Origin of the sequence: Acinetobacter lanii, assembly GCF_011578285.1 — a bacterium.
Classification (GTDB): Bacteria; Pseudomonadota; Gammaproteobacteria; order Pseudomonadales; family Moraxellaceae; genus Acinetobacter; species Acinetobacter lanii.
This window is the reverse complement of sequence record NZ_CP049916.1, coordinates 429,999-449,366: the sequence shown is the minus strand read 5'-3', so window position 1 is coordinate 449,366 and position 19,368 is coordinate 429,999. Positions and strand designations below refer to the sequence as shown.

Annotated in this window: 16 protein-coding genes and 4 tRNA genes; 8 read left to right on the top strand and 12 right to left on the bottom strand. The window is 41.4% G+C overall.

Annotation, left to right across the window (positions count from 1 at the left end):
* The first annotated feature begins 123 nt into the window (after positions 1-123).
* Complete coding sequence (locus tag G8D99_RS02100; RefSeq protein WP_166327454.1) at positions 124-522, top strand: FmdB family zinc ribbon protein; 399 nt, start codon at positions 124-126, stop codon at positions 520-522.
* A 99-nt stretch (positions 523-621) separates the two neighbouring features.
* Here the strand turns inward: G8D99_RS02100 and wrbA are convergent, their stop codons facing one another.
* A complete protein-coding gene (gene wrbA, locus G8D99_RS02095; RefSeq protein ID WP_166322160.1) occupies positions 622-1,218 on the bottom strand; it encodes an NAD(P)H:quinone oxidoreductase in 597 nt (198 codons plus the stop codon).
* A gap of 114 nt (positions 1,219-1,332) precedes the next feature.
* Between wrbA and G8D99_RS02090 the strand changes: the two genes are divergently transcribed.
* Entirely contained in the window at positions 1,333-2,577 is a 1,245-nt protein-coding gene (locus G8D99_RS02090; protein WP_166322158.1) for a YihY family inner membrane protein, read from the top strand.
* Positions 2,578-2,649: 72 nt separating this feature from the next.
* On the opposite strand, the gene G8D99_RS02085 is transcribed toward G8D99_RS02090, so the two are convergent.
* Together G8D99_RS02085 and G8D99_RS02080 are read right to left on the bottom strand one after the other, a co-directional pair.
* Positions 2,650-3,288 (bottom strand): fumarylacetoacetate hydrolase family protein, encoded by a 639-nt coding sequence (locus tag G8D99_RS02085; RefSeq protein ID WP_166322156.1) that lies wholly within the window; start codon positions 3,286-3,288, stop codon positions 2,650-2,652.
* A 151-nt stretch (positions 3,289-3,439) separates the two neighbouring features.
* Positions 3,440-3,940, bottom strand: coding sequence for a YcxB family protein (locus G8D99_RS02080; protein WP_166322154.1), 501 nt, complete (start codon positions 3,938-3,940; stop codon positions 3,440-3,442).
* Between the two features lie 177 nt (positions 3,941-4,117).
* Here G8D99_RS02080 and G8D99_RS02075 point away from each other — a divergent pair, with 177 nt between their 5' ends.
* On the top strand, positions 4,118-5,416 hold the full coding sequence (locus tag G8D99_RS02075) for an SRPBCC family protein (protein ID WP_166322152.1): 1,299 nt from the start codon (positions 4,118-4,120) through the stop codon (positions 5,414-5,416).
* 104 nt (positions 5,417-5,520) lie between these two features.
* Here G8D99_RS02075 and G8D99_RS02070 read toward each other — a convergent pair.
* The 4 genes from G8D99_RS02070 to G8D99_RS02055 all read right to left on the bottom strand — a co-directional run bounded on the left by G8D99_RS02070 (position 5,521) and on the right by G8D99_RS02055 (position 6,478).
* Positions 5,521-5,597, bottom strand: a tRNA-Arg gene (locus G8D99_RS02070).
* 574 nt (positions 5,598-6,171) lie between these two features.
* Positions 6,172-6,248 (bottom strand) — tRNA-Arg (locus tag G8D99_RS02065).
* 45 nt (positions 6,249-6,293) lie between these two features.
* Positions 6,294-6,370, bottom strand: a tRNA-Arg gene (locus G8D99_RS02060).
* Between the two features lie 16 nt (positions 6,371-6,386).
* Positions 6,387-6,478, bottom strand: a tRNA-Ser gene (locus G8D99_RS02055).
* Positions 6,479-6,749: 271 nt separating this feature from the next.
* Between G8D99_RS02055 and rnr the strand changes: the two genes are divergently transcribed.
* The 4 genes from rnr to G8D99_RS02035 all read left to right on the top strand — a co-directional run bounded on the left by rnr (position 6,750) and on the right by G8D99_RS02035 (position 12,158).
* Positions 6,750-9,197 carry a ribonuclease R gene (rnr, locus tag G8D99_RS02050; RefSeq protein ID WP_166322150.1) on the top strand — a complete coding sequence of 816 codons (2,448 nt, stop codon included), beginning with the start codon at positions 6,750-6,752 and terminating at the stop codon, positions 9,195-9,197.
* A 192-nt stretch (positions 9,198-9,389) separates the two neighbouring features.
* Complete coding sequence (locus tag G8D99_RS02045; protein WP_166322148.1) at positions 9,390-11,429, top strand: M3 family metallopeptidase; 2,040 nt, start codon at positions 9,390-9,392, stop codon at positions 11,427-11,429.
* A 40-nt stretch (positions 11,430-11,469) separates the two neighbouring features.
* Positions 11,470-11,676: a YheV family putative zinc ribbon protein gene (locus G8D99_RS02040; protein ID WP_171522777.1), complete on the top strand. Its 207-nt coding sequence runs from the start codon at positions 11,470-11,472 to the stop codon at positions 11,674-11,676.
* Positions 11,677-11,690: 14 nt separating this feature from the next.
* Entirely contained in the window at positions 11,691-12,158 is a 468-nt protein-coding gene (locus G8D99_RS02035) for a restriction endonuclease subunit S domain-containing protein (RefSeq protein ID WP_166322144.1), read from the top strand.
* 302 nt (positions 12,159-12,460) lie between these two features.
* On the opposite strand, the gene G8D99_RS15855 is transcribed toward G8D99_RS02035, so the two are convergent.
* The 5 genes from G8D99_RS15855 to G8D99_RS02010 all read right to left on the bottom strand — a co-directional run bounded on the left by G8D99_RS15855 (position 12,461) and on the right by G8D99_RS02010 (position 17,978).
* Positions 12,461-13,846, bottom strand: a complete 1,386-nt coding sequence (locus G8D99_RS15855; RefSeq protein ID WP_406741512.1) for a TRAP transporter large permease subunit — start codon at positions 13,844-13,846, stop codon at positions 12,461-12,463.
* Between the two features lie 1,166 nt (positions 13,847-15,012).
* Positions 15,013-15,615, bottom strand: a complete 603-nt coding sequence (rrtA, locus tag G8D99_RS02025) for a rhombosortase (protein WP_166322140.1) — start codon at positions 15,613-15,615, stop codon at positions 15,013-15,015.
* Positions 15,616-15,700: 85 nt separating this feature from the next.
* Positions 15,701-16,807, bottom strand: coding sequence for a hypothetical protein (locus tag G8D99_RS02020; protein ID WP_166322138.1), 1,107 nt, complete (start codon positions 16,805-16,807; stop codon positions 15,701-15,703).
* Positions 16,808-17,341: 534 nt separating this feature from the next.
* Positions 17,342-17,605, bottom strand: a complete 264-nt coding sequence (locus G8D99_RS02015; RefSeq protein WP_166322136.1) for a hypothetical protein — start codon at positions 17,603-17,605, stop codon at positions 17,342-17,344.
* A gap of 112 nt (positions 17,606-17,717) precedes the next feature.
* Positions 17,718-17,978, bottom strand: coding sequence for an FAD assembly factor SdhE (locus G8D99_RS02010; RefSeq protein WP_166322134.1), 261 nt, complete (start codon positions 17,976-17,978; stop codon positions 17,718-17,720).
* A 210-nt stretch (positions 17,979-18,188) separates the two neighbouring features.
* On the opposite strand from G8D99_RS02010, the gene G8D99_RS02005 reads away from it, so the two are divergent.
* Positions 18,189-19,361, top strand: coding sequence for an acyl-CoA dehydrogenase family protein (locus tag G8D99_RS02005; protein ID WP_166322132.1), 1,173 nt, complete (start codon positions 18,189-18,191; stop codon positions 19,359-19,361).
* Positions 19,362-19,368 lie beyond the last annotated feature (7 nt).

The following is a 19,368-nucleotide window of genomic DNA, read 5'->3' as shown; positions in this document are numbered from 1 at the left end:
AAATATGTGATGCAAATTAGACAGATAACCTGTTTTCAGAACAGCATACAATGACCAAAAAATGATTCAACATAAATGGACTTTATTCCAAGCGAGCACAACCCCATGATTGAACAAACAAGCATTCAATGCCCAAAATGTGGCTCAACTGATGTACAAAAACGTGATCATGAAAAACTGTTAAAACGTGCAGGCGGATTATTGGCCACCACTGCAGGCGTCACCGCAGGCACAGTCGGGGGTGCAGCATCAGGTGCTTCAGTCGGTGCAGCGATTGGGACGGTTGCAGGCCCTTTAGGCGTCATTGTCGGGGGCACTGTCGGCACGTTTATTGGTGCGATTAGTGTTGCGATTACCGGCGGTGTAGTGGGTAATATGGTCGGTAAAAAAGCCGGCATTGCAATCGATCGGAATTTGTTTTTAGATTACCAATGCCAAAAATGTAAACATCGTTTTGAAGTGAAACTGCCTAAAACTGATCAGCCAAACATCGATGTGACAGCAGAAGATAAAGCTCAATAATGGTATTTAGCCTGATCTCGAAATGATAAAAAAAGTGAGTCTGTATGACTCACTTTTTAATGTCTTAGATTCTCAAATTTTCTAATCAGACTTGATCAATCAATGGGCGTATAGCTTTTTGACCATTTCACCTAAACGTTTACCTTGCTCTTCACACAATATTTTTTCATCTTGGCTAAGCCCCAAATCATGTCGTGGACCACTGACATGGGTTGCACCATACGGTGTCCCACCTGTTTTGGTATTGGACAGTGCCGGATTGGCATTGGTCAGACCCATGATCATCATGCCATGATGAAATAATGGCGGAAGCATGGTCAGTAAAGTACTCTCTTGACCGCCGTGCATTGAACCTGAAGAACTAAACACACAAGCCGGCTTATTATGCAGGGCGCCATTCAGCCATAGACTGGTGGTTTGATCCCAGAAATATTTCATTTCTGAGGCCATATTACCAAAGCGAGTTGGTGAACCTAACGCCAGCCCTGAACAATGCTGTAAATCTTCTAAAGTACAGTAAATATCACCTTCTTCAGGAATGCTCGGTTCAGCCACGTTCACCACTGTTGCAATATTCGGCACGGTACGAATTTTTGCTGTCACTCCAGCAGCTTCAATTCCATCTGCAATCAAATGCGCCATTTCTTTGGTCGAGCCATATTTGCTGTAATACAGAACAAGAACATAGGTTTGCATAGTCAGGTCTTCAAGATGAAAAAAGAAAACTATACGGTATTTTTCAGCTTTTTTGGTTAAGCTATACCCTGAAAGCTTAATAAAGTTACTAAAAACAATAGAGACGATTACTTTATGATGGAACTACTGAAAAAGCTGCCCTTCTATAACAAGACATGGTTTCAGTTTATTGTTTTTGTGATTCGGCGTTTTGAAGCCAACCTGTGTCGTGAACAAGCCGGCTCATTGACCTACACCACCTTGTTTGCTGTGGTGCCGATGTTGACGGTGTTCTTGGTGATCATCTCCTCGATTAAAGCCCTTGAACCCGCACGGCAACAACTGCAACAGTTGATTTATAGTAATTTCCTACCCAAAACCAGCATTGCTTTTGATAAAGCCTTAAATGCGTTTACTGACAATTCCAGCAATTTAACCGCCATTGGTGTGCTGTTCTTATTTGTCACCACTGTGCTGATGCTGACCAGTATCGAAACAGCGTTTAACCGCATCTGGCGAGTGAAAGAAACCCGCAATGGCTTGGTCGGCTTTATGCGCTATTGGACCATTATCTCTTTAGGTCCCATTTTATTGGGTACAGCCTTTGTCTTGTCTTCTACTGTGGCTTCGATGAATGTACTCAGCAATAATTTTGCTGGCTATGAGCTCGATGGTGCAGCCTTGTTGTGGGTGGTATCTTTTGCGTTAACTGCATTTGGCTTTTTTATTTTATATTGGACCATTCCGAACCGATCTGTTCCTGTACGTTCGGCAGCCATCGCCGCCATTTTTAGTGCAATTACCTTTGAGTTACTCAAAAACTTGTTTGGCTTTGTGATGTCAAACTTCACCAGCTATCAGTTGGTGTATGGCGCATTTGCCGCAGTGCCGATTTTTCTGCTGTGGATTTATTTGTCTTGGAACGTGGTGTTACTCGGGGTTGAAATTAGTTATGCCCTGACTGCATTCCATACCGATAAAATTCAAACCCGTCACCCGGTGATGATGATGCTCGACATCCTCGAGTTGTTTTATCAAAAACAAAAACTCGGACAAACCGTGACCGATGCAGAAGCCCTAAACATTTTGGGTCGTGGTGAAATTGGACGCTGGCCGAGTTACGTCAAATTATTGGAACAACAAAATTTGGTGAAACGTACCGATCATGATGAATTGGCTTTGGTGCGTAATCTTGATCATTTGGATTTTTGGACGTTTTATAAATCGCTACCTTACACCCTGCCACGCAAGGAAGATGTCGGTAATATTCACGAAGATGATCAATGGGTCAAACGCATCGGTCCTGCCTTAATTGAAGCCGATGATTATTTAGCAGCAAAGTTGTCTGTGCCGCTGTCTACCATCTTAGAAACCAAATAAAGTTTAAATTACAGATCCAATCCGCTATATAAAAAAGACCGCCTAAATGGCGGTCTTTTTTTACAAGCACGATCACTTCACAAAGGTCGTCCATACAAAATCTTGGCTTTGACCTTTTAAGGTCATTTTTAATTGCTCACCTGATTTTAATGGTCCTACACCAGCAGGTGTACCCGTCATGACCACATCGCCCGGCTCTAAAGTAAAGACCTGACTAATCTCAGCCAACAAGGTACCAATATCAAAAATCAGATAGGCTGTATCGCCTTTTTGACGTAATTCTTCATTAATCTCTAAGCTGTAATGTGCCGCATTCCAATCTACGATTTCTTTGGCATCGACCCAATCTGCTAACACACATGAACCATCATAGGCTTTGGCACGTTCCCAAGGCTGACCTTTTTTCTTGAGGTCATCTTGCACATCACGCAAGGTTAGATCTAAACCTAAAGTCACCGCGCCAATGGCTTCTAACGCTTTAACAGGATCCTTTTCTGCTTTTAGGGTACGATCAATACGTAAGCTCAGTTCACATTCATAATGACAACTGCCCAAGTTCTTATTCCAATCAATGCCTTGCGCTAAACCCTGTAAACTGCTGGGCGGCTTGATAAATAAGACTGGTTGATCTGGAATGGCATTGCCTAGTTCTCTGGCATGATCTGCATAACTACGACCGACACAGACGATTTTTGATGGACGTGAACTCATGATCTTCCCTATGCGTTGTATTTAAGATGGGTGTTTAAAATACTTTATGCAAAATGCCTTGTAAGGAAACACGTGGCATTCCAGCAAAATGTGGCGGTGAGCAGATTGAATCAACACTTCCAACTCACCACGCAAAAAAAATAGATTAGCCTTATTTCTTAAAGGTATTTTCAAAGACAGTTTGATCTGCACTATTTGCAAAGGCACGTTTTGGGACAATGATCACTGTTTTATTTTTCAATTCGATCATATAGGTCAATTTACCGGTGGTGAATTTATTTACATCGGTATAATTAAACGCTTGTTTTGGGCGACCGCTTGAAAACAATTCTGCGGCGTTTTGAAACAGATCAATCCCCTGTTCACTTTTACCAAATTGATATTTGATAAATTGACGTTTAAACATCATCGGTAAAAACCAATAGCGCATAATCAATTGCAATAGAATAAAAAACAGACCCAGCGCCACATAGTAACGACCGACGCCATTCATGCCCAAGTAAAAGCCCCAAATTACAATACCCACGCTCACCAACGGCGTTAAAAAACGAGAGATTTGTTTTTTACCAAAGGTTGCCAGAGCAAAACCATCCTGTGATTCTTCAAGATTTAGAAAATAACGGACAGATAAGGCAGGCTTGTTGTCAGACATAGCGCTCAACACATTTACATTCAAGTTGCCAAGATATTACACCACTTCAAATGATTTTTTTAAGCTTGTTTACGCTTTTCTTATCGGGTTTTACAGAGCAACACTGTTTTTTGACTGCATGAAAATATTAAGATTTGAACCCAAAAGGACAGATTAAAAAATAATAAAAGGACCATTATGTTTAAACGATTTTCTGTATCTGCTGTGATTGCACTCGTCTGCATTCACCACCTCAGTCATGCGCAGCTCATTGAATGGAGGGACAATATTCCGAGTAGTCTGCAACCCTTTCAGAACAACGCACAACAGTTGGCCAATATTACCCAAGATCGGATTGTGATTTTTTCTCACCCAAGTACCAAGACCTCCATTCCTACACTGACCAAAAACCCCAATCCTACGGTTAGTTTTAGCTCTTCTGCAATTGTGCTTCCGGTCAGTAGTGAGGTCGTTGCTAAAACCCTTGCCAATCATGAGCAATATATTGGCTTATTTCCGACCTTAAAATCTGCAAAATTGCTGGAGAAATCAGGCAATGTCAGTCAGATGAAATACAAGGTGTCGATTCCAACCCCAATTCCTGTTTTAAACTTCCATGAAGACATTATTTTTCAACATCAACTTTCTAATCATAGTCTTTCGAGCTTAGTGGTTGATGCACCGATCCCGTATGGGGTCGGAAAATTTGAATGGTTCAGTTTAGGTGACCATAAAACTTTGCTCACCTTGACCCAATGGGGTGACCTCAATCAACCCAAGGGTTTTTTATTTAAAAAAATCTTAAATGCGATTCCTGAGGCGAAACTTGGGATTCCGAGTGGCACCAATGCTTTTATCTTGGAATCTTTACGTAAGAAATTTGCCCCCAATAAAGTCCTTACCCTAGCAGCAGGTCAATATCCCACGCCACAATTGAGCAAACAGCAACTCGATTTGATTGCACAGGTCAGCAAAAACGCGCAACAACCCGTGAGTTTTATCAATCCATCTGCGACGGTGCCCTATCAGCATGGTCGTGAAAGCATGCGTTTTGTCACGACTTATCAATACTATGCAAAGTCACCGCAACAGTTACAGAAATGGACACAACCCAACAGCTATCAGTCGTTATTCCCGCGTCAAATCAAAAGCATTAAAACTTCAGATCTGATCAATAATAATCAAAATGCAGATTTTAAAGTCAGTGTTGGTTTGGGTGTGATTACCATTCCCTTTGATTTTAAGCTTAATTTCAAATATCCGAGTAACACTGCCAATGAATTTTATGCCAATGGCGGTGATTTAAAATTTTTAAAAGGACAGATGAATTTTGATGACTTTCAACAAGGGACGCTGCTTAAAATGACCTCAGCAGTGAAAATTGATGATCAGGCGCCGTTCTTGCTGCGTGCCGTCAGAAGTTTGCCCTACAACGATGTATTGCCGACCGTCGGGGCTAATGTGGTTTTTGCGCAAAAAATTAGGACGCTAAAATAAGGAGAGAACAGAGATTGTGCTTGTTGTTATTATTTATATAAATCAACGATAAATTTCAGACACAAAAAAACCGCAATTAAGCGGTTTCTTCTATTTTATCAAGTTGGTGCGCTCAGAGAGATTCGAACTCCCGACCCCTTAGTTCGTAGCCAAGTGCTCTATCCAGCTGAGCTATGAGCGCGACGTCTTGATGAGGTGCATTATATATGAATTTCAGCTTTTGTTAAGTGCTTTTAAGTAATTTTACGTACGAGTGTTTAGTATTTAAGCATAACGCTGCTTTGTGATTAAAAACCCAACAAGTTTAATCATATTTTACCGACTGGATATTTTGAGCATAAATAAAACCCTTTAAATTTATACATTTTTTATATTATTTAAGTCTAAAGTTAAATAAAGTTTCAGATCATGTGAGTCAAAAAATATTGACTAGCACTTCATGTATCAAAACAGCAATAACAATCCAAGGAAATATTAAAATAATGTAGATTAAATCCACATTGTTACAACTACTCGCTATCAAAATATTACAATCAGAATTTAAAGTAAGTAGAAAGAAAATCAATAGTAATATGTGGTAGATAATAAAACTGATGAAGACATATTTTTTTAACTTTTTTTATTCATTTTAATTATCTTTATAGTTTTAATTTTTCAGTATAAACACACATCTATCAGTGTTCACAAATTTCAGGCACAAAAAAACCGCAACATGTGCGGTTTTTTGTCAATTTTACATCTTTCGATGTTCAAGTTGGTGCGCTCAGAGAGATTCGAACTCCCGACCCCTTAGTTCGTAGCCAAGTGCTCTATCCAGCTGAGCTATGAGCGCGTACTTGAGTGTCTTTCGACGTCGTTACAACGATTTAAACTTGATTGGTGCGCTCAGAGAGATTCGAACTCCCGACCCCTTAGTTCGTAGCCAAGTGCTCTATCCAGCTGAGCTATGAGCGCATTTCAAGTTTTTCGTTGGCGGTGAGAGAGGGATTCGAACCCTCGGTGGGAGTTAAAGCCCACGCTCCCTTAGCAGGGGAGTACCTTCAGCCACTCGGCCACCTCACCGTAACGAGTCGCCATAATACAAACTTCGTCCCCACTGTTCAAGCGAGTTTTCAAAAAAATCTCATAAAATTGATCAATCATCTATTTTTTATACAATTTTCAGCTATTTTTAACCCATAAGACGAAACATTGAAGTAATTTATCAAGTATATTCTTAAGCATGAACCGAAAATGTGCTTAAAAACACATTATTATTTGCAATCCATTACGTGCAGTATGAGTCGGCATGACTTATGCTAAACATATCTTCTGACATGAAGCCAAAAACATTATGAAAAATTGGGTCGATCCTGAAGCCAAAGCGGAAGCTGAACGTTACGATAATCCTATTCCAAGCCGTATTCTAATTCTTGAAACGATTGAGAATAAAAAACAACCTTTATCGCATTCTGACCTTGTCGAAATTTTTGAAATTGCCGATCAGAAAAGTATTGAAGCTTTAAGTCATCGTTTAAGTGCGATGGTTCGCGATGGTCAGCTCATGAAAGATGGATTTAAATTCCAACTCATGGCAGATCAACCCGTGCATGATGCAACGGTTTATATCAATGCCAAAGGTTTAGGTTCAGCGAGCCTAGATGGTGAGGGTAAAAAAGACGAGATGCTGCTGCCTGAACGTGAACTGCGCCAAGTGTTCCATGGTGATCGCATTAAAGTTCAGCAGACCTCTGTAGATCGTAAAGGTAAAGCGTGGGGCTATATCACTGAAGTGACGCAGCGCCGTGTTAAACAAATAATTGGCAAATTGGCTGAATATGAAGGTGAATACTTTATTCAACCTGCAGCGCCGAATGCGCATCAGCCGATTACACTCGAAAAAGAACTGGTTGAGCATGCCAAAGTTAAAGTTGGTGACTCAGTACGTGTTGAAATTGACACCTTCCCGACCCGTGACGAATTTGCCAATGCCCACATTGTGCAATCGATGGCAGATAAAGCCGACACTGAAATTATTATTCCACAAACCATTTTAGAGTTTGGTCTACCGTTTGAGTTTCCGGCTGAAGTGGTCAAAGATGCTGAAAGCTTTAAAGAACCAAATGAGCAAGACATTAAAGGTCGTATCGATCTACGTGATTTAGCCTTAGTCACTATTGATGGTGAAGATGCACGTGACTTTGATGATGCAGTCTATGCAGAAAAACGTCCGGGTGGCGGTTATCGTGTCGTGGTTGCGATTGCGGATGTGAGCCATTATGTACGTACAGGCAAACCATTGGATGATGAAGCACAAGAACGGGGTACTTCGGTGTATTTCCCTCACTTCGTGTTGCCGATGTTACCTGAAGCACTCTCAAATGGCTTGTGTTCTTTGAACCCGCACGTTGACCGTTTATGTATGGTCTGTGATTTGACTTTATCTCGTGCCGGTAAAGTGACGGGTTATCAATTCTACCCTTCTGTGATGCATTCAAAAGCACGTCTAACCTATGACAAAGTGGCGCAGTACTTTGACGGCGACAGTACTGCGATTACTGAAGATCGTGCAGTACGTAAATCACTCAATACCTTATTCCAACTGTATCAAACCCTAAAAGGCTTACGTGCTGAACGTCATGCGATGGAATTTGAAACGGTTGAAACCTATATGACCTTTGATGACTTGGGTGGAATTAAAGAAATTCTGCCACGTAGTCGCAACGAAGCGCATAAACTGATTGAAGAATGTATGTTGCTCGCCAACGTTGCCGCAGCGGAATACGCATTGAAAAATGAAATTCCAATGCTCTACCGTGTGCATGAGCCACCTGAGTTCTCACGTATTCAAAAAGTCCGTGATTTTGTGAAATTATTGGGTATGACTTTCCCTGAACAGCCCACCCAAAAAGACTATCAAGCGGTGATTGAAGCGACCAAAGACCGTATTGATGCGCCAAGCATTCATGCAGTGTTGTTACGCTCAATGATGCAAGCGTACTATGGTCCAAACAATGCCGGTCACTTTGGTTTGGCTTATGATGCTTATACGCATTTTACTTCGCCAATTCGTCGTTACCCTGACCTATTGTTACACCGTGCCATTAAAGCGCATTTAAATAAGAAACCGTCGCCACTTTCAGGCGGTGCTTTGGAAGAAGCCGGTTCGCATTTTTCTGCCACTGAACGTCGTGCCGATGAAGCCTCTCGCTCTGTCACCACATGGTTGAAATGCCATTATATGCAACAGCATTTGGGCGAAGAATTTGTCGGTACCATCAGTGCCACTGCTGAATTTGGCTTATTTGTTACCCTCAAAGACTTATATGTCGATGGTATGGTGCATGTGAGCCAATTGGGCGATGACTTCTTCGTCTATGATCAAGCCAGTCAAAGTCTGGTCGGTCAAAACCGTGGTCAAAGCTTTAGCTTAGGTGATGAAGTTAAGATCAAGGTTGCTGGTGTGAATCTTGAAGAACGTAAGATTGACTTTGAATTGGTACAACAATTGTCACATGCAGGTCGTCCGATTCGTAGTCGTGCACCACGTGTGGCGAAACCGATTACCAAAGAAGAAGTGTTTAATCGCATGTTTAGCGAACCTGCCAATCCTGAATTCGTGATTGAAGGTGGTGATAAACCTGTTCGCAAGAAAAAGCCTCGCGTAAAAGCAGCCGATGATGCGAAAAAACCAGCCAAGAAATCGACTCCAAAGTCTGCGGAGCAAAAAGCCAAAGACAAGGCTAAGAAGAAAGCCAAGGCAAAAAAGAAAAAAGCCAATGCGAAAGCTAAGTTAGATTAATCTGAAGAAATAAAAAAGAGCGCTACGGCGCTCTTTTTATTGGGCATGCAAAATCAAAGTGATTTAGATCTGGTCAGCATGAACAGTCAAATCATTGCAATTAAATGTACTTAAAAATAATTTTGCCTTGATTTACGAGTCGATAAGCCCTACATCTATAACTAACCTATTAAATAATTTTGGCTCATACACATGACTTTAGAAAAGGCGACTTTGCCTGTTCCACAATTTGATCAAATCACTTTAGATCAACTGAAAAACAACATCCAACAATCGATTGAAAATGGTCAAAGCTTCATTCAACAATTATTATCTGTGCCTGAAAGCATTCAAGAACAACTTCAGGTTTTAGAACAGATTGATACCCTTGAAAATCAAATGAGCGAGTCATGGGGCGCGTTGTCACATCTGAATGCGGTGATGAACAATGCTGAAACTCGTGAAGTGTATCAATCTCTATTACCCGCACTCAGTGAGTATTACACCCAGCTTGGTCAACACACGGCGCTGTATCAAACCTATCAACAGGTGTTCGACTCAAGTATTTTTGAAACACTGCCTGCTGCTCAACAAAGCGCGATCAAGCTTGCGCTGCGCGATTTCAAACTGTCAGGCGTGGCTTTAGAGGGTGAAGCGAAAAAACGCTATGCGGAAATCTCGGCACGATTATCACAACTTGCATCTGATTTCTCTAACCATGTACTGGATGCAACTCAAGCGTACTTTAAGCCTTTAAATGAAGCTCAACTCAAAGGCTTACCGCAAAGTAGTGTGGAGCTTTTAAAACAGTACGGTCAGCAACGTGAGTTAGAGCAAGCCGTTGCCACTTTAGATATTCCCTCTTATTTGGCAATCATGACCTATGCCGATGATCGTGCTTTGCGTGAAGAGCTCTATAAAGCCTATACCACACGCGCATCTGCTGAGTCAGATCATCCGGAATTTGACAATACTGCGGTGATGCAAGAAATCTTGAGCTTACGTCAAGAAATGGCAAAACTCCTCGGTTTTGACAATTATGCGGCCTACTCGCTTGCCAGCAAAATGGCACCGAGCGTGGAAGCCGTTGATCAGTTCTTGGTGGAATTGGCTGAACATGCACGTCAACCTGCCCTAAAAGAAATTGAAGAACTGAAAGCCATTGCCGCTGAACATGGCATCAGTGAGATTCAACCTTGGGATACCACCTATTATTCTGAAAAACTCAAAGTTCAACAGTTCAATTTATCGCAAGAGGCCTTAAAACCGTATTTTCCGACGCCTAAAGTGATTCAAGGCTTGTTTAGTATTGTGAATCGTCTGTATGGCATTCAAGTGATTGAGCGTGAAGCACTGCTTTGGCATCCAGACGCACATTATTACGAACTTGAAGATCAAGGTACGGTCATTGGTGGCTTCTACTTCGACCTCTATGCACGTAGCGGTAAACGTGGCGGCGCATGGATGAGTGGCTTCCGCTCGCGTATGCAAACCCAAGACGGTTTACAAAAACCGATCTGTTACATGGTGGGCAACTTTACGCCACCTGTAGGTGATCAACCTGCCCTGCTCACGCATGATGAAGTCGTGACCCTATTCCATGAATTTGGTCATGGTCTGCATCATATGTTGACTGAGGTCGATAACATCTCTGTTGCAGGGACACATGGTGTGGCATGGGATGCGGTAGAACTCCCAAGTCAGTTTATGGAATTTTGGACTTGGGACAATGAAAGTCTAGCGCTGATTAGTGAGCATATTGAAACTCAAGAATCACTACCTGCTGATTTACTGAAATCATTGCTCGATGCCCGTTTCTTCCAATCTGGTATGCAGACTTTACGTCAAATTGAGTTTGCGCTATTTGATTTAAACATTCATAAACATGCGCCTGCCTTGGATGCTCAAGGGATTCAAGCAACGTTGGACGAGATCCGTCAGAAATACTCAGTACTTCCAACAACCGCTTATAACCGCTTCCAAAACAGTTTTAGTCATATTTTCGCAGGCGGTTATGCAGCAGGTTATTATTCCTACAAATGGGCGGAAGTCTTGGCCAGTGATGCGTTCGATCGTTTTGAAAATGAAGGGATTTTCAATACAGAAACAGGGAAACAGTTCCGTCAATTTATTCTAGCGGTTGGCGGAAAAGATACGGCGCTTGACGCATTCGTCAATTTCCGTGGGCGTAAACCTAAAATAGACGCCCTGTTACGTCATCAAGGTTGGACGGATACAACTAAAAACGCTTAAACTATTGGTATAACTGAATCATAGGTGAGAGATCATGGCGATTAAACGTCGTTTTATTGCAGGTGCTAAATGTCCAAAATGCGAGGCAATGGATCGAATCGTCATGCTCACCTCTGGTGAAGCTGAATGGATTGAATGTATAGATTGCGGTTATGAAGAAAATCGCCCGACGCATGTCGAGCCACAAGAACCAGAAGTTGCAGATGAGATTGGCGTAATTCAATTTAAACCGCGTCAGACACAATAGATTGGGGAATCTGTATGTCGTTAGATCAGGCGAATAGTGGGAATTTGATCTGGAAAATTGCCGGTGGCTTAGTGGTCATTGTGGCTCTAGCAGGCACTTGGATATGGATGAATGCTGAAGATCCTGTGCAATCCAATACAACTGCTACTACTACGACGCCTATCCATGCGACTGCAACCCCTCAACCTGTTGAGGCAGAATCTGCCTCAACAGTGGTTGACAATACATCGAACCATGCCACTAATTCTGACATTAGTGCAGTCGATGAGAAAGCCTTGGTCAATGAATCGATTTTAAATGAGCAGATTCCTGCACATTCCGCTTTGGCCAAAGAAGAAATTGCCAAACTGGATGATATTCAAGCCCAGTTGGCCGATCAGCAAAAAAATCTAGAAGCACAACAAGCCGATGCGGATCAATTGATTGAATTGAAACAAGAACAAATCAAATTGCTTGAGCAACAGCTAAGCGCTCAAAATTAAATTTTTAGGAGATGTCATTTAACAGCGCCTAAATAACTGCTCTATTCGAGATAATGACCTATTCCAGATAACTCATTACGATTAGATATCCTTGTAAGAAATAAGCATATTGCTATGTCTAGGAGGAATAAGATAGATCTCACCCCCTGTCTTGCATTATTTCTTAATGGCAAAGAGCGTTATTGTCATCAATTGAAATAACCTTATAACGCGCAATGAAATACCGAAATCTTCTGATTTTTTAACATCAAATAAAAAGCACCCGAAGGTGCTTTTTATGTTTCTGCTCACGCATGTCTGTCTTAATGATACCAACCAAACATTTTAAAAATGAAAGGAACGAATGCAATAATCAGCATTGCAGGTGCCATGACAATCAGCGGCAAGATCCAGCGCTCATAACGATAATAGAAAGACAAATGTCGTACTTCCGCATCGGCAGCAGCCACTTCGGCATCACCAATAGATTGTCTTGCCAAGAGTTGGTTTAATGCCACAGGAGGCGAAACATAACCGAGCTCAAAACCAATCAATGCGATCATCCAGAAATGTACAGGATGGATGCCGTATTTATAAGCTACAGGTGCGACAGTCGCAGAAATGAGGATCACGGCACCAAATGGGTCCATAATCATCCCAACAAAAACCATCAATACTACGATCATCATGATGACAATATAAAGATTATCGATATTGGTCGGGAACATTTCCATCAACTCAATCCGCTCAAGGAATCCACCTACACTTACGGAAAGTGCCATTAAAATCACCAAAGCACCAATATGTCCAACCGTTTCACTCGCAGATAAATGAATCGACTTCCAGAAACTCACCTGACGTGCAGGATTATTTGGACTGTCTTGTGCCGCAATCACGTCAGGTGTAACACGCGTACGATTTGCTTCATTCTCAATTGAACCATTGGGTAAAGTAGTGTCCCAATGCCCCACAGGCGCTAATGGAGATGGTTCATGACGGAGTTTTTCGTAAAGCACTAAAATCAACAGAATGATTGGCATCATTACAGGTGCGGTAAATTCATCAAGATTTGTATTCAATGCATATTTATAGAATAACCAGACAATCACGAAAACCAAAACATAAGGAACAATCGTCAATACGCCTTTCAATGAACGAGGTAATGCTTCACTTGGCGAAGCGATACGGAATTTTTGTTCTGCAAAGAACAGTGATACCACCAAAAAGAGTGTTGAAGTGATTAAAAATACATATAAACCATACTGATAAAGCAGGTCAGTCGTCACTTCTTTATTGAGTGATGCCACCACCACAATTAATAAACATGGACGCAATACCACACCAAGAGAGCCTGACATTGCCGCGGTGGCCAAAGCGAATTGACGGCGACCACCCGCATTCCACACTTCTTTATAAATGATCGCACCTGCTGCGATCACAAAGATCCCCGATGCGCCTGTATACGCAGTAGGCAATGCTGCACCCAATAGGATTAACCATGTCAGCGTTTCAGGCGCAAGATTCCAAGGACGTAAAATATCCAAGAATTTATCCACGATCAGAGTTTGTTTTAACAACATCCCTGCCCAAATAAATAAAGCAAGATTCAAGAAAATAGACGAAAACTCAACCAACTGACCTAAGTAAATCCCTTGCCCCATTGGATAATCCATGAAGAAAGTAAAACTTACACCCGTAAGAATGGCCATATAGGCATAAAGTGGAATCGACAAGAATGCAAGACCAATCGAACCACCTGATTTCGCCTGCTCAGGCACTTTGACCAATTGGAATAAACTGATCAGTGTCAGGATGGAAAATAAAATAATCCACAACCAATAGATCAGACTCATTTCAGTGGTTGGAAGTACCCCTGAATTAACCACAGAACGATACTGACTGATCGCAGAACTGGTCAGGAAGCCATTCCCCAATACCATCGCAATCGCATAGATCCGATAGTCTGTATGTGAGGTCGGGCTACGTAAAGCGATATGATGAATTTTAAGGGTCGTGGTAATCGCGGCTAAGACCACCATGATAATCAGGAATAAGGCTTTATTGTCTGTACCAAATTGGAATATCCCGAAGAACGTTGTTTCCATGGTTCGATATGGACGAATCGTTGGATGTGCTTCAATATGTTTCATCGACTTATCGTAAAAAACATATTTCTCTTCACATAATTGTTGACCCGCCATGACCGAAGCACGCACATCGGCTTCAGAGGTCGTACCAAAAATATCCGCAAATTCATCATTGGCATTGGCTTTCATTTGTGCCTGTACCAATTGATCAATATTTGGAGAGCGATCACAGTTGGGTTTCTGTGGCTCTGCACGTAAGAATGAATATTGCATGCCGGTTTTTGGATCACCATACAGGCTTTCACCTAAACGTAGCATTTGTCCATGAATCATCTCCCCTGTGCCAATCACTAAGGTCAGCAATAGGAGAAGAAGTATCGAAAAAGCGGAAATCCATTCTGTCCAAATATAGCTGAGCAGACCTAGACCAGATCTCTTATTTGTAGGCTCTTGCATTGTTATTCCATTTTTATACTTAGGCTGCACATCACCTGTACGGCGTATCTTTATTGTGGGTCAGATAAAATCCTTTATCTTGTGACCATCTCTTTTTCACTGTCTTTGAATGTGACCGATTTTTTACGCTTTTAAAATGACTGAAATTCACATTTCAAAAGAATTTATGTCAATTACTGCACTTAAATAGATTTTCATAATTTTCAGATTAAAAGAAATACTTATTAAAATGATTACAGATTGATCACACTAAAATATCATTTTTATTTCAATCACTCACGCAGTTTAATGAGAAAATTCTGTTGTTTTTAGCGATGTGATTTTAGGGCGGATTACCGATCTGCTCTAAAAAAGCGTTTTTGAAATGCAAAATAAATTAATGAGATTAGGCTTGCCCATACCACACCCAACCAATGCGCCTCCACCAAAACCGGGCTGCCAATCAAATCAGCAGTATCTAAAGAACCAAAGAAATGTTCCCATGCAATTTTGCTAAACGTTAAAGCCAACACCAGTGCTGCAAACTTTCGCTCTTTAGGAAATTTCAAATGATAAATTGCCACTGCCACATATAAGCCATGCAATACCCCCGATAAGCCAGCATAAGCTTCGACATGTGGATAAAAGTAATAAAAACTCAAACTTATGCAGGGCGGTAAAATCAGTAAAAGTATCGCTAAATAGCGCATTTTTAAATGCGGAAAAATAAACGGCAGACAGGCAAAAGCAAATAAATTGAGCGCAAAATGAATCCAACCGACATGCACCCAATGGGCTGTCCAAGCTCGCCAAAGTTCACTGTAAAAATGCAGTCGCCAATAGATAAACCATTCCTGAAACACTTGTAGACTTGCAGACACACTGAAACAAATTGCAATGAACAGGATTTTCAAACGCAGTGATTGATCAGACCATGTTTTCTTTGAGTCGAGCATGTCGTATCTACCTGTCTTTAAAAAAGATCCAAAAAAGAAAAAGAGCATTCACGCTCTTTCTCAATGTTTTTCTTTATATAAAGCATTATTCTTTGACGGGTTCTGCGGCAGGTTCTGCTACTGGCTCAGCATCACCCTCTGCAGGCGCATCACCCGCAGGTAGGTCTTCAAACAATGAATCATCGCCTGTAGTGCCTTTATCATCCCAGAATTGGCTATAGCCATCATCGCTTGCACGCACACCGGTATTTTCAGTCCAATAACGATCTGCAATCCCTTGAATCATTTGCCCTGCCATACTGTCGAGTAAACGGAACTCAGCATTGACTGGCTTATCTTCAGCCCGTGACTCTGCATAAGAACGTAAGGCATCACGAATTTTGGCATCATCACCACTGGCTTGTGCAGCAACCGCATATAAAGCATGTGACAGACGTACGCCTTTTTGCTCACCAATTGCCATAGATTCTTTTAAGGTTTTATACGGATCAGGTTTGCCTTCATCTGCACCCGGTAATAAAGTCCAAATCACGGCACGGGTCGCATTCGGTGCACCCCAAAATTTTGCATTGTCTAGACACGTCATGCCCCGCTCTACAATAGCCGCAATATCTTTGGGTACATTGACCTGACCACCAGAGTTAATGTCATTGGTCATGGCTTGCAAGCCACTCATCATGCCAAGCAGATAAACCGTTTGATCGAGATCTTTACGCATGGTTGGGCAAGAGTCACCCAAGGTATATTTGTATTTGGCTTGCCAACGCTCAGCAAACAATTGATAACCAGCATATTGACGTTCAGAAGCTAAAGCTGCCCAACGTTTTTGTTCAACACGCGCATCTTGGGCTTCAGAAACATTGCCGGCTTTAGAAGCGCGTAAGTAGCGTAATTCTGCATCGAGGGCTTTATTTTCTGCACACATGCCTGCTGCTGAATAAAGCAATACCGCCATCCGGGTTGGATCAGCACCCATATCTTTGGTCGCCATGATCGCAGGCGTCAATGCTGTACCTTGGTTACATGCCATGTCGGCATCACCCATGGCTAAAATAGGCGGGACTAAATGTTTTTCACTGAAGCCGAGTGCGACATTGGCACCCGATTTAACGGCGTAAGAACAGCCCGATAAGAGCGTTGTGACACAAGTTACGACCAATGCCATTTGGCCCATTTTTTGGAATTTAGACATGTCCTGTCCTCTAATAATAATTGTATGACTTCCTTTTCCGCTAAAATATCAGAGTAAATATCCGATTTAAAGCATATTACTGTCTTTTCGATGTTTAGAGTCTGTCACTGATCAAATCATAAAAAATTGACCGAAATCTCAATTTCTCCGAATTTAAAGCAAAAAAAAGTAGCATTGCGACGGTTCGGCACATGCTACTTGTTAAATGGAAAACTCAAACGAGTTTTTTAATTTTGCTTTTTCGATGCTCTATTCGTTCCCTCAGCACAGTTCCTAGTCTCCCTACAAATATCGCTAAAAAAATCGCAACGACTAGAAACAACCACGTATGAATTTCACCCATTTGGAAATCCCTCATTGCTGTTGGTCTTATTAATGTACAAGAGAAAAATGCAAACTGATTAGAAATTGTCTAACAATCTTAAATGAATACAATCTGGTCAAACAAAAGGCCGAATAGAGGATATATTTAAATTTATATTTTTGATTTTATTCATGTTATTAAATTTATATGATTTTATTATTGTTTGACAATTACTGTAGTTTTGCTCTCATGAGTAGCCTTTTCCACGCTAAAAGTGCCACTTGATCTCGCCAAATCACCAATGATTGATGTTTGGATTGCTCAAAATACAGCACCACATACAGCCCATGATTTAAAATTTGACGGATTTTAACACGATAAACTTTTGGGTCATTGGCATATTGGATCGACCACAGTTCTTGTTCAAGTTGCTGTAAATACTCAACACGCTTATGACGTCTAAACATGATCCAAATAGCAATCAACGCAAGCATTGCTGGGATCAAAAAGTAGATGGGAATGAGTTGAGATAGCAGCATTAAAATAAGCATCAAAAAGATCAACTGAAACACAATCGATAGCCGACTGTGTTTCAACACATAGTGATCATGCACCATGAACATAATTTTTTAATTTTTGAATTAAAGCACGCAATTCTGGGCGCGGTGGCTCAGACACTTCCATAAACCAATCCAACAAATCTGGATCTTCTTGTTCGACCAACTCAGCAAATAAGCCACGTTCATGTGCATCTGCCTTTAAATAGTAATTTTTGACATAGGGATCAAAGTAAACATCAATTTCTTTTAAGCCACGACGTGCACGGTAAATGACTTTGCGTTCTTCTAACGTGATTTCATCAGACATATGGTTTCCCTAAATTTACACAACATTTTGTTGATCCTTAGTGTAACCGATGCATCCGCTTTTGTGTTTGAAATCCTGTCTCTGTCACTATGACCAAGACTGACCAAACACATCATTTAGATGCAACAAATGAGCATTCAACACATTGAAGCAAATGCGCTGTTGCCTTAACGTCTGTGTATTCTAATAAAACATAGGGATAGAACGACAATGCAATCTGGTGCAATCCGACCGCTTGATAACATGCTGCCACGTAAATTATTTAATGCCGAACATGAGGCTTTTCGCGACACGGTGCGTAAGTTTTATGAAAAAGAAGTGGTGCCAAATATTGAAAAATACGAATCACAACAGCATGTTGACCGTGATTTATGGAATAAAGCAGGTGAAATGGGGTTACTCTGTACCACTATGCCTGAAGAATATGGCGGCTATGGCGTAGACCGCCTTTACAGCATGATTTTGATTGAAGAACAAGCCTATGCTATGGATTCATCGACTGGTTTTTCACTCCATTCAGACATTGTAGCGAACTATCTCAACAACTTTGCCAATGAAGAACAAAAACAAAAATGGCTACCTAAAATGGCATCAGGTGAAGTTGTGACTGCCATTGCCATGACAGAACCAGGTACAGGTTCCGATTTACAAGCAGTACGTACATCAGCGGTTTTAGATGGCGATGACTATGTGATTAATGGGTCTAAAATCTTTATCACCAATGGTTACTTGTGTGACATGGCGATTGTGGTGTGTAAAACCGGCAACAGTGACAAAGGCTCTGCCAATTTATCTTTACTGATTGTGGAAGCTGATCGTGCCGGCTTCACCAAAGGCAAACCACTGAATAAAATTGGCATGAAAGGACAAGACACCTGTGAATTGTTCTTTGATAACGTCCGTGTACCGAAAGAAAACTTGATTGGCATGGAAGGCATGGGCTTTATCATGCTCATGAAAGAACTCGCTTGGGAACGCATGTTGGTTGCCATTATCTGCCAAGCTGGTGCAGAGGCAGCTTTTGCACATACCGTGCAATACACCAAAGACCGTAAAGCCTTTGGTAAACCTATTGGTGCTTTCCAAAATACTCGTTTTAAATTGGCAGAGCTTCGTACTGAAATTGACTTCTGTCGTACTTATCTCGATCGTTGCATGGAATTACAACTCGAAGGAAGCTTAGGGGTTGATGCTGCAGCGGCTGCCAAATACAAAATTTCAGAAATGTTCTCTAAAGTGGTCGACGAGTGCCTACAGTTGCATGGCGGTTACGGCTTCATGTTGGAATACCCAATTGCCCGTGCTTATATTGATAACCGTGCCAATCGTATTTATGCCGGTACCAATGAAATCATGAAAGAATTAATTTCTCGATCTCTATAAAAGTTTT